The organism is Paenibacillus sp. J22P15 (assembly GCF_056269345.1).
Genome location: NZ_JBWDNT010000012.1, coordinates 84,178 through 99,787 on the forward strand (window position 1 = coordinate 84,178; position 15,610 = coordinate 99,787).

General features: G+C 45.8%; 12 protein-coding genes. 11 read left to right on the forward strand and 1 reads right to left on the reverse strand.

Annotated features, from left to right (window positions below; genetic code table 11):
• Window positions 1-66: 66 nt before the first annotated feature.
• The 11 genes from AC0YN6_RS21280 (at window position 67) to AC0YN6_RS21330 (ending at window position 14,478) form a co-directional block, all read left to right on the forward strand.
• Window positions 67-963, forward strand: a complete 897-nt coding sequence (locus AC0YN6_RS21280; protein WP_475749307.1) for a carbohydrate ABC transporter permease — start codon at window positions 67-69, stop codon at window positions 961-963.
• Between the two features lie 12 nt (window positions 964-975).
• Window positions 976-1,863 (forward strand): carbohydrate ABC transporter permease, encoded by an 888-nt coding sequence (locus AC0YN6_RS21285; RefSeq protein WP_475749309.1) that lies wholly within the window; start codon window positions 976-978, stop codon window positions 1,861-1,863.
• A 64-nt stretch (window positions 1,864-1,927) separates the two neighbouring features.
• Window positions 1,928-2,845 (forward strand): dihydrodipicolinate synthase family protein, encoded by a 918-nt coding sequence (locus AC0YN6_RS21290; RefSeq protein ID WP_475749310.1) that lies wholly within the window; start codon window positions 1,928-1,930, stop codon window positions 2,843-2,845.
• 543 nt (window positions 2,846-3,388) lie between these two features.
• A complete protein-coding gene (locus tag AC0YN6_RS21295; protein ID WP_475749311.1) occupies window positions 3,389-4,447 on the forward strand; it encodes an Ig-like domain-containing protein in 1,059 nt (352 codons plus the stop codon).
• An 80-nt stretch (window positions 4,448-4,527) separates the two neighbouring features.
• Window positions 4,528-8,811, forward strand: coding sequence for an S-layer homology domain-containing protein (locus tag AC0YN6_RS21300; protein ID WP_475749312.1), 4,284 nt, complete (start codon window positions 4,528-4,530; stop codon window positions 8,809-8,811).
• Window positions 8,812-9,160: 349 nt separating this feature from the next.
• Complete coding sequence (locus AC0YN6_RS21305) at window positions 9,161-10,237, forward strand: phosphate/phosphite/phosphonate ABC transporter substrate-binding protein (RefSeq protein WP_475749314.1); 1,077 nt, start codon at window positions 9,161-9,163, stop codon at window positions 10,235-10,237.
• Window positions 10,237-11,085, forward strand: coding sequence for an HAD family hydrolase (locus AC0YN6_RS21310; RefSeq protein WP_475749315.1), 849 nt, complete (start codon window positions 10,237-10,239; stop codon window positions 11,083-11,085). Before AC0YN6_RS21305 ends, AC0YN6_RS21310 begins: the two co-directional genes overlap by 1 nt.
• A gap of 70 nt (window positions 11,086-11,155) precedes the next feature.
• The gene (gene phnC, locus AC0YN6_RS21315; protein WP_475749316.1) at window positions 11,156-11,971 is read left to right on the forward strand and encodes a phosphonate ABC transporter ATP-binding protein; all 816 of its coding nucleotides are present in this window, start codon (window positions 11,156-11,158) and stop codon (window positions 11,969-11,971) included.
• Window positions 11,958-12,746 carry an ABC transporter permease subunit gene (locus AC0YN6_RS21320; RefSeq protein WP_475749317.1) on the forward strand — a complete coding sequence of 263 codons (789 nt, stop codon included), beginning with the start codon at window positions 11,958-11,960 and terminating at the stop codon, window positions 12,744-12,746. Before phnC ends, AC0YN6_RS21320 begins: the two co-directional genes overlap by 14 nt.
• A gap of 16 nt (window positions 12,747-12,762) precedes the next feature.
• Window positions 12,763-13,638: a PhnE/PtxC family ABC transporter permease gene (locus tag AC0YN6_RS21325; RefSeq protein ID WP_475749318.1), complete on the forward strand. Its 876-nt coding sequence runs from the start codon at window positions 12,763-12,765 to the stop codon at window positions 13,636-13,638.
• Window positions 13,639-13,659: 21 nt separating this feature from the next.
• Complete coding sequence (locus tag AC0YN6_RS21330; protein ID WP_475749319.1) at window positions 13,660-14,478, forward strand: DeoR/GlpR family DNA-binding transcription regulator; 819 nt, start codon at window positions 13,660-13,662, stop codon at window positions 14,476-14,478.
• 144 nt (window positions 14,479-14,622) lie between these two features.
• Here the strand turns inward: AC0YN6_RS21330 and AC0YN6_RS21335 are convergent, their stop codons facing one another.
• Window positions 14,623-15,498, reverse strand: coding sequence for an AraC family transcriptional regulator (locus AC0YN6_RS21335; protein WP_475749375.1), 876 nt, complete (start codon window positions 15,496-15,498; stop codon window positions 14,623-14,625).
• Between the last annotated feature and the right edge of the window lie 112 nt (window positions 15,499-15,610).

Genomic DNA, 15,610 nt, shown 5'->3' on the forward strand with positions numbered 1-15,610 from the left:
CCATGAAGGAGTAGAGTGCGCAAGTGCTCTACTCTTTTCAAATCATCGAAGAATGGGGAGAGGGAAATGGAGGTAGCGGTTCGCAAAACAAAGGGCTATGTTATACGCGATTGGTTGATGAGCTATATTTTTTTATTACCAGCGTTTGGGTTTTTCCTGCTTTTTGTTGCTTATCCGATGGTCAAAGGGGTTTATATCAGCTTCTTTGATTACTCGCTCAGAGATTTTAACTTTATTTGGTTCGATAATTACATCTCATTAATTCATAACGAAACCTTTCTGAAGTCCATGAGAAATACGCTTTTGCTTGTTGTCATTACCGTGCCTATCGTAATCGTCTTCTCTATTTTTGTTGCGGTCAATATTTACAAGAAGAAAGAGTTTGCAAGATCCTTCTTTAGAGGCGTTTTCTACTTGCCGGCCGTATCCTCCGTCGTTAGTATTACGGTGGTATGGGGCTGGATCTATCATCCGAATTATGGCATTCTCAATTACTTAACAAGCTTGGTTGGGGCCGAACCCATTTCTTGGTTGGGAGATACAAGGACTGCACTGCTTGCCATTATCGCTGTATTAATTACGACATCCGTTGGTCAACCGATCATCCTATATGTCGCATCACTTGGCAATATTCCGACCTCCTACATCGAAGCGGCGGAGCTGGATCGCGCAACGCCTTGGCAAATTTTTCGGAAAATTGTATGGCCTATGCTGATGCCTACAAATTTGTATATTATCGTGATTACTACGATTAATACTTTTCAGTGCTTCGCTTTGATTCAGTTGCTTACCTCAGGAGGACCCGTCTATAGTACATCGACTGTTATGTACGGCGTATATGAGCAAGCATTCGTGCTTGGCAATTTCGGCAATGCTTCTGCGATGGGGGTTCTGCTCGCGATCGTTATTGGCATCATCTCTATCATTCAATTCAAATACTTTGGCAGCGATGTTGAGTACTAAGGAGGGGACATCATGAATACAAGCCATTCATTAGAAATGAAAACATCTATGCCGCAGCCAAAGCGAAAAAGCGCATGGAAAAAAGAGTTCACGCCCTCGAAAGTGCTGGCAGGAATCCTTTTGATACTAGCGACAATATTTTTTATGTTTCCTTTTTACTGGGTTGTCTCAGGCTCGTTTAAGCTCCAGACCGTCGCTACCACTATTCCTCCAGAATGGTTTCCGCTCAAGCCGACCATGCAAAACTGGACCGAATTATTTAAAAACCCTGTAGAGCGCTGGATGTTCAACAGCTTTATCATCGCATTGGTAGAGATGATAGCGATATGTGTTGTTTCTTCTCTTGCTGGATATGTGCTTGCCAAAAAAACATTCCCTGGGCGAGTGATCATTTTTACGATGTTCGTCGCAGCGATGGCGCTGCCTAAACAAGTTATTCTCGTGCCGCTCTTTACGATGTTAGCTGATTTTGGCTGGGTGAATACCTATAAAGGACTTATTTTACCAGCGATCGGCTGGCCTTTCGGTGTGTTTCTCATGAAGCAATTTGCACAAACCATTCCGGGAGAATTGATTGAGGCTGCAAAGATAGACGGCTGCTCGGAAATACGATTATTCACTACCATTATCGTGCCTTTACTTAAGCCTGCATTAGGCGCGCTTGCGATCTTTACGTTTATTACTTCTTGGAATGATTATTTCAGCCAACTCATTATGACAAGATCAACATCAATGATGACGCTGCCGCTTGGCGTAGCTACGCTTAGAGGCGAATTTACAACCAATTACGGACTGCTTATGGCTGGTGCGGCATTAGCTTCTATTCCAATGATCGCCATCTTCCTTTTATTCCAGAAGGCTTTTACACAAGGGATTACAATGGGGGCAGTCAAGGGTTAACAGGCATTATGATCTATTTCAAGCACTTTAAAATTCGACTTTCTAAAACGGAGGCTATTTTACAATGAAACGCTATGATTTAGAACGGTTTAAAGGCATTACGATCGCGATGTACTCCAGCTACAATGAGCAGGGGGAGATTAATAAGGAAGCAGCACGGAAGCTAGCTCGCCATTATGCTTCTACTGGTGTGAGGGGTCTGTATGTCGGGGGAAGCTCAGGCGAGGGCATGCTGCAATCTGTAGAAGAGCGCAAGCAAATGCTGGAGGCGGTTATTGCTGAAGTTGGTCAAGAGCTTACGATTATTGCTCATGTTGGAGCTCCATCAACCAGAGACAGCGTTGAGCTTGCTATGCATGCGGAGCAAGCGGGTGCTCATGCTGTGTCTGCCGTACCGGCAATTTATTACCGATTATCTCCACAAAGCGTAGAAGCTCATTGGCAAGCCATTATTGACAGCACTTCACTTCCGTTCATTATTTATCATATTCCCCAAACAACAGGCTTTCAACTATCGAAGAGCCTCTTAACCAAAATGGCTGCTCAGGAAAAAGTAATTGGCGTAAAAATATCAGCAGAGAGTACGTTTGAACTGCAGCAATTCAAGGCTGCCGGCGGCAAAGAGTTTCTCGTACTAAACGGTCCTGATGAGCAATACCTTGCCGGACGCAGCATCGGAGCGGACGGTGGAATCGGCGGTACGTATGGGGTCATGCCAGAGCTTTTCCTTAAGATTGAGCAATGTTATGTTCAAGGTGACATGGCCGAAGCGCAGAAATGGCAGTTTATCGTTAATGAGCTTATTGTGGAATTGTTATCATTCCCGTCTCTGTATGGGGCTTGCAAAGCGATTTTGAAGCTGCGTGGTTTCGAAACGGGCGAGCCTAGAATGCCATTATTGCCTGTTGCAGCTTCCGATATGAGTCGCATTGAAGGGCTGAATCATAAAATATTGACATCGATCACGAATGCAAAAGGCTAAGTGTAGACATAGATCTCCCCGTAAGCCCGCCCGATATAATTTTCGGGCGGGCTTTTGCTCGTTTGGCAGTCATTTATCCGCCAGTATAGTAAATTCCCAAGGAATATTTTCATTATTCCATCCACGATGTTCATCAAACTTACGCAGTCTGAAGCCTGATGCAATGACCGAATTGATAATGTCGCTCAGAGTGTACGATCGAATGGAGACATCAGGAAAATCGGGCTGTGATTTGCTTTTTCCTCAGGAGAACCTTCTCGTTTATTCCAAAATTCATAAGCTCGATACTCCCAAGCCTTTTTTTTTGGTGATTCCGTTTGTCATCGGAACGTTAAACTTAAAACGAAAGAAGTCTTAAGATTTGCAATCGTGTTAGTACATCGGCAAGGAGTAAGCGGTTTCATTACAATATCTTTAGTTGTAATTGATTTTGACCTTACAATACAACCTTATTATTTGGAGGTAGAACGGCTAGGCTGTCCGTCCTTAAGCGGTCAAACTAACATGATTCCAACAAAAAATGGTAGAAAAGGAGATTTGTAAATGAACATAAAACGAAATCCAAAAACGTTACGACTAATAGGTTATTTTACGTCAGTCATGATGTTAATTTTCACCTTGTCTGCAGTATCTTTTATGCCTGTCGTTGGAGCAGCTTCCGATCAGATGTTAACAATGGACAAACTTCAGTACCTCAAAGGGGAAGCGATCACGCTGTCTTACACAGGCGCTGGCGCAAGCGGGTCGGATTGGGTCGGAATTTACAAAACCGGAGATATTCCTCCAGGTGCCGGTGTGTCGCTGACATGGACTTATCTAAAGTCTGGAGACGGAAAGGCTAGTCTCAGCAATGGACTTGCCCCAGGTAAGTATGATGCTCTTTTCATGCTAAATGACGGATATGAGATCGTAGATCGCAAGACATTCGAAGTTGTTGACCGGGTTCCTGTTAACGGGGTAACGCTTGATCAACAGAACGTCATCATGACTGAAGGTCAAACCAAAACCTTAACAGCTGTGGTTACGCCGGATAATGCGAACGATAGCCAAGTTTCATGGGAAAGCAGTGATCCTGCTGTCGTATCTATAACCGCAACAGGCAGCAGCGCTTCGCTAATCGCTCATACTCCTGGGAAGGCGACAGTGACGGTCACAACTGCTGATGGAGGTTTTACATCTTCCGCCAATGTGACAGTAGAGCCCAATCTAACATTACCAAGCATAATCGAAAGCGCTCATGCTAAGCACGATGCAGCAGTGGAAGGCAATGAGGACGGCCTTTATACGGCTGGTTCCAAAGCACAATTGCAGTCGGCTATCGATGCAGCTAATGAGACAGCAAACAATTCGAATGCTACTGAGGAGCAGGTGGATAGTGCGAAAGCGGCATTGAAAGCGGCTATTCAAGCGTTTGACAAGCAGAGAATCACAGCAGATGTCAATGGAGATGGTAGACACTCTGTTGGAGACGTGGCTATTGTTGCTGGGGCATACGACAAACAACAAGGTCAAGAGAACTGGCATGAAAACGCGGATGTGAATCATGACGGTAAGGTTGATATTGTGGACCTTGGAATCGTAGCCAAAACGGTTGTGCAATAAAATTACTTTGTATTTGCTAGCCGATAGTGTATTCGGACTCGGTGGCGGCTCTTACTTAAATTAATGGAGGTTTTTCTGTAATGAAGAGAATTTTATCCGTTACGCTCGCACTTACGATGTTATTCACTATGTTATCGACCAGCGTATACGCAGAAACAGAAGCTGCTGACGCCAATGCAAATCCCCTTATTGCATCGATGAAATTCGATAATAATTTAAAGGACGATGCAAATCAAGAGGATTTGAAAGGTAATGGAAATTATAGTTATGTAGACGGTGTATTACCCGGGACCAAAGCTCTGCACTTAGAAAGCGGAGACGACAATTATGTCGGAACGAAGGATAGCTTGAAGTTTGGTAGTGACAGTTTTACCACATCCTTCTGGTATAAGGGCGACACTAAAAATGATCAGGTCATATTATCAAACAAGGATTTTACTAAGAGCTCTAACGAAGGCTGGGCGATTTATACATCAGGCAATTCGGTCAATATGAATTTAGGATTCCCGACCGCATCAGTAAAATTTGGGCGCGACACGTTTAATGCTTCCGTTTGGCGTTACGTAACATTTGTTGTAGACAGAGATAAAATGCTCGGATCGTTGTATATTGATGGTTACAAAATGACTGAAACTTCGCTGGGGGTAGGTACTTTAGATACACCAAACCCATTAAATATAGGCAGCGACGGATTGGGCAAAAATGGCGGTAATTCATTCGATATCGCTGATCTGAATGTTTGGAAAGGCGCATTAAGCAGTGATATGGTTCAAGCGAATTATAATAGTTACGGTGTAAATAAAGTAGATATGAAAGCACTTAACGACACCATATCAGAAGCAAATACAATAGTAGCAGGCGGTCTCGGCGACGGCTTCAGCGAAACCGATTTTGAGTCTTTGAAAAAGGTTTTGAATACGGCAACTACGGTTGCAACAACGCAAAAAGTAAAATTATATACACAGGAAACTATCAATTATTATAAACGTGAACTCAATAACGCCTTATTCATCTATCAAAAAAGCAATAAAACATTAACTCCCGCCGATTTAAATATGATTGTGGACAGTGATCCGGAAGTTAGTAGCGATCCCGCAAAAATAGCGCAAATTGAAAAAGGCTACAGAACAGAACTGAGACTATTCCCACAGGCCGATGTACTCTTTATTCCTGGCGACGTTACCGGCGGTAACAATGCCGATGAATATGTGTGGATGAAAAATCTGACAGCCATACACACTAAACTTACAAATGAGGGTTTGTTAGACAATACGAAGTTTTATATGGTAAGAGGCAACCATGATATGGGTGGCGCCGAACAATTTATACCTATCGGTTCGGCAGGCGCGTGGAACGAGTCAACGAATTCATACGATAACAATTTCTTTAACGATTCTTATAGGGTAAATGTAAAAGGATATAATTTTGTAGGTTTTGACGGAAATTATAACAACGACAAAACGGTGGGGAAGGCGACCAATTTCCTCAACCAAATTAAAAATGAAGAGGATTACGATCCAACCAAACCTATATTTGTATCTTCTCACTACCCTATAAGCGGGACCGTGTGGTCAGGGCAATGGAGCAGCGCGGGAAGTAATGCTGTAGGTAAATATATTGCCGAAAATAACTTCTCGCAGGTGGTATATATGTCAGGTCATACGCAATACGACCCGACCGACGAACGTTCTCACTATCAAGGTTCGGCAACGTTTCTCGACAGCGGTGCAAGTTCATATTCCAGTTATATTGATGGCGGTCCGTACGGCGGATATATAGAAGGCTCGTATATCAACTACAAAACCACACCTCGCATCGTGAATTTCATAGAGGTTTACGGTCCAAAAATTATTATCAAACAGTATAATTTAGCTACAGATGAATATGTAGGCATACCTTCTGTGAAAGTCGTAGGTGAAGGCAAAGAGGCCTTTACCTATAGCAGGAGCGATATAAGAGAACTTATTGCTCCGCAGTTTGAAGAGGGTATTAAGATCGATTCCTACAATAACAACGAAGTTGCTTTTACAATAAAACAAGCAAATGACAATGTTCGCGTCTTGGAATATAATATTCAGCTTATTAACAAGCTCACGGGGAAAGTGGACAAATCGTTTAATAGCCTTTCGCTGCCGCTAGACAAACCATTCGATGAATACAGGCAGTATAAGTTTACAGATTTGTCGCCGGACACTCCATATATGATCAGGGTATTCGCCGACGATTCCATGTATAACCGTTCGTCGATGGACATTGACCTTATGACTAACAGTGGTAATTTAAACAGCATCACAGCGCCTGTTGACATAACAGAGGCAGCAATCGGAACGGCGAAGACAGCGGATGCCCTTGGATTGCCAGGGACAGTATCCTTGGTTACCGATGAAGGTTTTGGGTATGCCGAGGTGACATGGAATGTAGAAGCTTCAAACTATGATCCCACTGTAAAGACTGAACAGACCTTCACTGTAGATGGAACTGTAACTTTGCCAACTGGGGTGGCAAATCCCAATAACGTGCCTTTGACAACAAGCATTAAAGTAACTGTTAATAAGATCCCGGCGTGGACCGCTGCAGTTACCGCTTCATCGCAATTCAATGCCAATTATTCTCCCGACAAAGTATTCGATGGCATCATTGGGCAATCAGGCAGCGAATGGGCGTCCAAGGGAGAACAGAATCCATGGATTCAGCTGAATTGGACGACGAATCAAACGTTCAACAAAATTATCTTCAATGATCGGCCCAATTTAACGGACTGGGCGCCCGGCGGAACGCTTACCTTTAGCGACGGAAGCACTTTTGAGGTTTCAGGAATCCCGAATGATGGGAGCGCTTATTCTGTAACTTTCCCTGACAAGACGGTGACATGGGTCAAATTCCAGGTATCCGGTGGAAGCGGATCAAATATCGGTTTGTCGGAAATGACAATTTTCGCGCCGGCGCTTCCGGCTGCAATGCCTCAGACTACATTGACAGGTTTACAGCAGGTGAACGCTGGTGAAACCTTCAATCTTACGATGGGATTGACAGGCGTAACACAAAGTGTATACCAGTCGGTGTATGCCCAAGATTTGATGCTTCAGTATGATTCGGCGATTTTGCAGCTCGATTCGATCGCATCACTGAAAGACGGATTCCAAGTCATCGCTCAAAAGGAGACAGCGCCGGGACAAATTCGAATTATGGCTGCCAGCGTTGGGGCGAACGTGCCCGCACAAGGTGATTTGCTTTCATTTAAGTTTACGGCAAAAACGGTAACTACCGATAAGACGACAATTTCTCTAGATCATGTTGTAATTGCAAACGAACAGGGGAATGAGCTGCAGGTAGGCAGTACCTTCCATGATGTAAAAGTGTCAACCGGTGACGGTAACGTCGAGCAAATTCCTGCTGTTCCAACAGGTTTGAAAGCAACAGCAGAAAGTAAGTCACAAATTAACGTATCCTGGAACGATGTAACAGGCGCAACGGGCTATGACCTGATGGTGGATGGTGTTATTCAAACGGATCTTTCAAGCTCGTTCGCACACACAGGGCTTGCAGCAAATACTAGCCATACCTATAAGGTGAGGGCTAAAAATTCGGCAGGAGCTAGTGAATGGAGTGCACAGGTAATTACAAGCACTCATAGTGAAACGGCGCCGCCAATTCCGACTCCTGAACCAACACCTAAACCGACGCCGACACCTGAACCTACAGATAATGTATTCAACAGTAATATTATTAATGTAGTGAACTTAATTGATGCGATCGAGTCCAAGGTGGAGGAAGCTAAGAAATCTAATGTTGAGATTAAACTAGCTGATATCAAAGGACACTGGGCCGAAAAGACCATTGGAACATTCGTGAAATTGCAGTTTATCGTTGGTTTTGAGGATGGCACGTTCCGTCCAAACGGTAAAATCACACGCGCTGAGTTCGCAGCGATCATCGCTAGTGTATTCGATGTCAATGGCGGAGTTAATAATGAGATTGAACTGAAAGACATTAACAGCCATTGGGCTAAAAACGCAATTATGAAACTTGCAGGCGCAGGAGTTATTTCTGGATACGGAGACGGAACATTCAAGCCGCACCAAACGATCAGCCGCGAGGAAATGGTCATCATTCTGTCCCGTATTGTCGACTTGAATAAAGTTGATAAAGATGTTTCCAAAGGCAACTTCACGGATCTGTCAAGTGCAAGCTCTTACGCAGTGAAGCAAATAAAAGATGCGGCACAAGCTGGCATCATTAACGGCAAGCAAATGGGGGTATTTGATCCGAAAGGAACCTCTACACGTGCTGAGGCTCTGACGATTATTCTGAATTCATTGAACCTTAACCCTCAAATTAAAACACTCTTGGACAGCTTGAATTAATACTCTTCTACTCGGGGAGTTAGATTTAACCAAAAAAGAGATGGTGTTCTTTCGACACCATCTCTTTTTGATGTATTAAAATGTATAGGTTTCGGGTCCTATTCCCCTTGATAAGGAAAATAATTGCATTTGTTTTCGTAATATTAAACTCAGAACAAAAAAATTTACTAGATTTGCAATCATGTTGGAATGTCAGGGGTTAGTAAACGCTTTCGTTACAATTTCTTAAGTTGTATTTGATTTTGACCTTACAATACAACGTTAATATTGGAGGTAGAACGGCTGGGCTGTCCGTCCTTAAGAGGCCAGACTGACACGAATCCAATAAAGAGAAGGAACAGGTGATCCAATGAAACGGCGAATGTTATTTACGAGTCTTATTCTTGTCATGATGCTATCAGCATGCTCGAATGCAGGAAACGGCGGGAATGACTCCGGCGCTAAGAACGGCAGCAGCAACAAAGGAAAAGATGATTCCAAGCAGACGATAACAATCGCTTGGCAACCGAACGAATCAAGTGGGGACTTGCAGGAAACGCGCGACGCGATCAGTAAAATGATCGAGGAAGCGACGGGTAAGAAAGTGGAGCATTTCACTACGACGGATTATATTATTTCGATCGAAGCGCTAACTAACGGCAGCGCAGATATTGCCTACATGGGCGCGACCTCGTACGTCGAAGCCAAGAAGAAGAACGACAATCTGGTTCCACTCGTCGTGAACTCTGGTGAATCGGGTACGCTGGACGATGCCAGCTACTATGGCTGGTTGGCGGTGAGACAAGCAGACGAAGCGCAGTATAAGGAACAGGATGCGTATTCGATCGCAAATATTGCTGGTAAATCGTTCTCGTTTGTCTCCAACAGCTCGACCTCGGGCTTCAAAGTGCCTTCGAATGCGATTGTCTCGCATTTCTCCAAGCAGGATGCTTATAAAGACTTGACGGTCGAAGATCTAATGGAAGGCGGAAGCGGCCAGTTCTTCAGCGATGTCGTGTATGGCGGCTCTCATCAAGGCTCCGCAGTCAATCTTCTGACGAAGAAAGCTGATGTCGCGGCTTTCTGCGACACATGCGTCGGCAACTATGTCGAGCTGGCCGAGGGAGAAGCGAATCGTCCAGGCGCATTGTACAAGGTGAAAGAAAAGGCGGAGCAGCCTTTCGACAAGCTGTCTAACGAGCAATTCCGTCTGATCTCCGTCACGCCTGTACTGAATGGTCCGTTCGTGGCCAATCGCGACACGATTTCGGATGAAGATTTCAAGGCAATCGTAGATATCATGACATCTGAAGCAACGGCGAACAATGAAAGTGTGTTCCTGCCAGAGGATTCAGAGAAATCTGGACTGTTCTGGAAGTCGGGGGATGCGAAGTTCCTTCCGGTAGATGATGCTTGGTATAACCCGATCCGGGAGTTGTCTAACTGATGAGAGAGCATATCCGACAGGATGAAGCACTGCTTCGGGTTGGGGGCAAAGCATATCCCGTTAGAGCAATTTTATTCGATAAAGACGGAACGCTTCTGGACTTCATTGGCTTGTGGGGCAGCTGGAGCAAACTGTTGATAGGTAACATCGTGATGCTGCTTCAGGAGCAATACAAGATTAACGCATCGACGGAATTAATGATGCAGATGCTCGGCATCAGCTGCGACGAAGACGGCAACGTGGTGGACTACGATCGGGCGGGACTACTGTCCGTCGGCACGAACATCCAGGTGAAGACGCTGTTGACCGAACATATCTGCGATTTGGGGGTACCTGCCGAGGAAGCAGACCGCTGCATGGAGGATTGTATCCGCCGGACGAATAGGGAGATCGACATGCTCCGGCCGGTACAGGCCCGCCACAGACTAGTCAATTTTCTCGATCAATGCATGTCCAGAAATTTGCCGATGGCGGTCGTCACTGCCGACGACACCGACGATGCCATCAAGCATCTAGAGTGGTTGGGTATTCGGCATTATTTCCGGGAAGTGATCGGCAGTAATGCCGTTCTTCGCGGCAAGCCTCATCCAGACATGGTGGAGATGGCCTGCGAAAGGATGGGCATCTCGCCTGCGGATGCCGCCATTCTGGGCGACACCGAGCACGATATGCGCATGGGCAGAGCGGCTGGAGTCGCCGTGACCATTGCGGTTTTACCAGAGGAAAGCACGGATGCGGACATGATCCGGGAGCGCGAGGTCTACTTGAATGCAGATGCATTCATTACTTCGTATGAACAATGCAGCATTGATAACTATTTTATTTTGGAAAACGCAGACTCACATTAAGGTTGCAGACCCTGTTCGAGTTTCGATACAGGGTCTGATTTTCAGTTTTTAACTAGCAAAGGAGCATCTTATGTCGACATTACTTGCTTTGGATAACATATCCAAACGTTACAATAAAGACGCCATGGCCCTGGAGGATATCAGCTTCTCAATTAAGAATGGTGAATTCGTAAGCATTATCGGTCCTTCCGGAGCGGGCAAATCGACCTTACTCCGGTGCATCAACCGCATGGTCGAGCCAAGCAGCGGCCGGATTTTTTTCGACGGCAAGGACACCTCTCGTTTGAGTCGGGGAGCGCTGCGGCAGTTCCGGACCAAGATCGGTATGATCTTCCAGCATTACAACCTGGTTGATCGGTTAAGCGTCGCGGAAAATGTTCTGCATGGTCGGCTGGGTTACAAGAGCGCCATTGCGGGCGCGTTCGGTATTTATAATGAGCAGGAGAAGCGGCAGTGCCAGGAGATCCTGCAGGCGCTTGGTTTGTCGGAGCAGATGTTTAAACGCTGTGACCAGCTGAGCGGAGGACAAAAGCAACGAGTCGGTATTGCCAGAGCGCTCATCCAAGAGCCGCAGCTGATGCTTTGTGACGAGCCAATCGCCTCCTTAGATCCGAGCTCCTCGAAGGTCATTATGGACCATTTGCGTAACATCAACAAGACAATGGGCATCACGGTTCTCGTCAATTTGCATCAGGTCGATGTCGCATTGAAATATTCAGATACAATTATCGGGGTCAACAAGGGAAAAATTGTGTTCAACGGGACGCCACAGGAACTAACGACGGATCGTATTCATCATATTTACGGGTCCGACAAGGGGACGCTGATTATGGATGAGGCTCCCTCCTTCAAGCAGGAGGCGCGGTTATCGTATGAAATTGGATAAGTTCTTTTTACGTAAGCGGAGACGGACGTTTTTCCTTTTGTTAGGGGTTGTTATGATCGTCTGGGCGGCGTCCGCCTTGACTCAGTTTAATCTTGTGAAGGGCGTACTCTCTTTCCCCGAAGCGGTGAAGTGGGCAGCATCCAACTTCTATCCCGATGCAAAGGCGATATCTAAGCTTCCGAAAATTATGTCGAAGCTATTGGATACGCTTGTTATGTCCATCGCAGCTGCTGCTGTTGGGGCCGTCGGCGCTGTCGTGTTTGCTGTACTGGGGTCGGATACGACCAAAGTTAACGGGTTTTTCAGTACGGTTTCCCGCTTTATCGCAACCTTGTTTCGGAATGTCGACGTTTCAGCCTGGGCGATGGTGCTGCTTTTCTCATTCGGACAGAGCGGGCTGACCGGTTTTCTGGCACTCTTGTTTGCGAGCTTTGGATTTTTGACACGGGCGTTTATGGAGACGATCGACGAGGTCAGCGGCAGCTCCGTAGAAGCATTGAAGGCTTCGGGGGCCGGATATTTATCGATCGTATGCAGAGCTGTTCTGCCGTCCGGCACGCCTCAGATGATCAGCTGGCTGCTGTATATGGTAGAGACGAACATTCGAAGCGCTACGCTGGTGGGAATCTTGACCGGAACGGGGATTGGGTTCTCGTTCGATCTTTACTATAAAAGCTTGAACTATGCTTCGGCCAGTTTGGTCGTACTCGTCATTGTGATGGCTGTGCTAGTCATCGAATTGATATCCAATGCCATTCGAAGAGTTATCGTGTAGGGGGATTAATATGTTGATGAACAACTCAGAAATGGATTCATCGCGCATCGCCGCTCGCGTTTCATCGGAGCCGCTGCGCAGGAAGCCGTTCAATAGAGCGAATTTCACAGTCAAAGCCACTTTGCTTGTCATCGCTGTCATTACGCTGTACGCCCTGTTCAATCTAGAGAGTAAGTACATCCCGTTTGACGAGGGCATGGTACTGATGCTCGATAACTTCAGGCTTATGTTTCTGGAGCCGCATTTCAAGCATTTCACCTTCGGGAAGGCCGTCTATTCCGCATTCATTACGTTGGGGCTTGCCGTATTGACGACGATTCTTGGAGCCATTATTGCTTTCGGACTCAGCTTGCTTGCGGCACGCAATTTAAGCGGCAATAAAGTGTCAGGCTTCGTCAGGGCCTTAGTTGCGGTCATTCGGGCAGTACCAACCATATTGTGGGTCCTCATCTTTGCCGTTTCATCGGGACTTGGGAGTGTGGCCGCAGTCATCGGAATGACCTGGCATACGATAAGCTACTTGACGAAAGCTTATTCCGAAGCATTCGAGGAAATCGATAGCGGTACGCTCGAGGCGTTGAAAGCAAGCGGCGCCAACCGAATACAAATCGTATTTCAAGCTGTGTTTCCATCTTCCCTGTCCTATTTGATCTCGTGGACGTTTCTGCGTCTGGAAATGAATTTTTCCAATGCGCTAGCTATGGGAGCTGCGGCTGGAGCCGGAGGACTAGGCTACGATTTATATATGGCCGGCAGTCTGTATTACGATATTAGGGAGATCGGTGCTCTGACGTATTTCATTCTTTTCTTTGCCATTGTGCTGGAGATTAGCTCGACCCGGTTGAAGCACAGGCTGAGAAAGGGCTCATTAAGTACCGGGAAACACGGCTAAGGATAAGAAGGGGCTGGCAGCATGTCGTTTATTGGAGAAGAACGTAAGAAGATCATTCTAGATACTTTGGAGCTCGAAGGTTTAGTGCGCACGTCAGATTTATCCGAGAAGCTGAAGGTTTCGGGAGAGATGGTCCGCCGGTATTTGGAAGAACTGGAGAGGGAGAAACTTCTGAAGCGGATCTACGGCGGTGCGGTCAAAGTCAACGTCTCCCGGGCGGAGCTGCCGCATCTTAACCGGGAAGTCGTGCGTGCTGAGGAGAAGAAGAAAATCGGTATGGCGGCGTCCGACTTAATCGAAGACAATGATGTTGTCTTCGTTGATGACGGTTCCACACCGATGCAGGTGATTTACTACCTGCAGGATAAGCAGAACATTACGGTTGTCGTCTATTCCTTTGATTTGCTGCGCCTGGTTATGGATTTATACGGCAAGGGATTGTTTAGCGGTCACATCTATTTGCTTGGGGGCCGGGTTCTGCCCCGGTATTCCAGGGTTGGCGGCGGAATGGCGGAGACGATGGCTGAGAACTTCCATGTCGACAAGGCACTCATATCGGTGGACGGATTTACGATTGATAAGGGCATCACGGGCTTTGATCTGGAGCGAGGTTATCTGCTGCGCAAAGTGGTAAGTACGGCCAAGCTGACCGTCGTCATGACGGACCATACGAAGTTTGGCAACAGCTGTCCCTATAAAATATTAGATTTGAAAGATATCGACGTCATCGTTACCGATGTCCCCCAACCGTCGCAGTGGATGCATCATCTGGAGCAAAGAAGCATCACCTGGATCAATGCCATGACGGAAAATTCGGAGAAAGGAGCGCTGTACATGTAGATCGGCCTTGCCTTCCAGCGCAACAAGCCAGCAAATCAGGTGAGCGATTAAAAACGGCAGAAAGGCTCCTTGTAGGCACAACTGGGAGCCAAACTCGTTTTTCTGAAACTCTTGATACGCACTAGTGGCGGATGATTCGAAATGTTATTTTCTTCTTGAGACGGGGATCCATATTTCGCTTCTAAAGGTAGGTGAAGAAACGTCCTTGTGCTCGTTCCACAGGATTTCCGGGCCTTCCGTTTGTTCATAATTAGAGGATGGGAACCATTCTGAATAGATTCGTCCCCATACACTTTGAAGGGTATCCGGAAAATGTCCAACTGCTTCGAAAACAGCCCATGTTGATGCGCGAACATCAAGTTGTGTGAGATCAGCAGGGCAATCCTTTGTAGTTGCAACACCTATATAATGATCAAGCTCCCCCTGTTCATCCATTCTGCCTTCAGAGAAATTCGTGGAACCGCTAAGTAATCCGAGTGGCTCCACATTTGAAAGTTTCTTTAAAGTATCGATTCTCTCGGCATCTAAACTTTGCCACATAGAAGCAATCTCCGCATTTACCCCGTTGAATTGGATAGGCACTCTTTTATTAATTCCTACAATGCGAAACGCCTCTTTTTCTTCAATGCGATAGTTCATTTGATCTCCTCCTTTAATTGCCAATTGAAAAGTCATGCGTGAATAAGATTTAAGAAATTGACCGTTATGTCTAGCTTCAGAAGGCGTCACACCGTGCATATTCTGGAATGCTTTTGTAAAAGAGTCAGGTGAGCTGTATCCATACTTGACAGCAACATCAATTATCTTTATGTTGCTGCTAATAAGCTCGAACGCTGAAAGAGTAAGGCGTCTACGACGAATGTACTCTGACAATGTTACACCAGCAAGGAACGAAAACATTCTTTTAAAATGGTATTCTGAACAAAAAGCCTTCCTCGCTACCTCTTTAAAATCGATCTCATTCGTAAGGTTATCTTCAATATAACGCAAGGCATCATTCATCTTTTCAAGCAAAGTTATGTGCACCTCCTCTCACAATTAGAATATCAGGTTTTGTAGGTATTAATCCGACATTTGGTGCACCAATACATCGGTAATAATTATGCCTTTGTCATTTTCTTCATCCGGGATG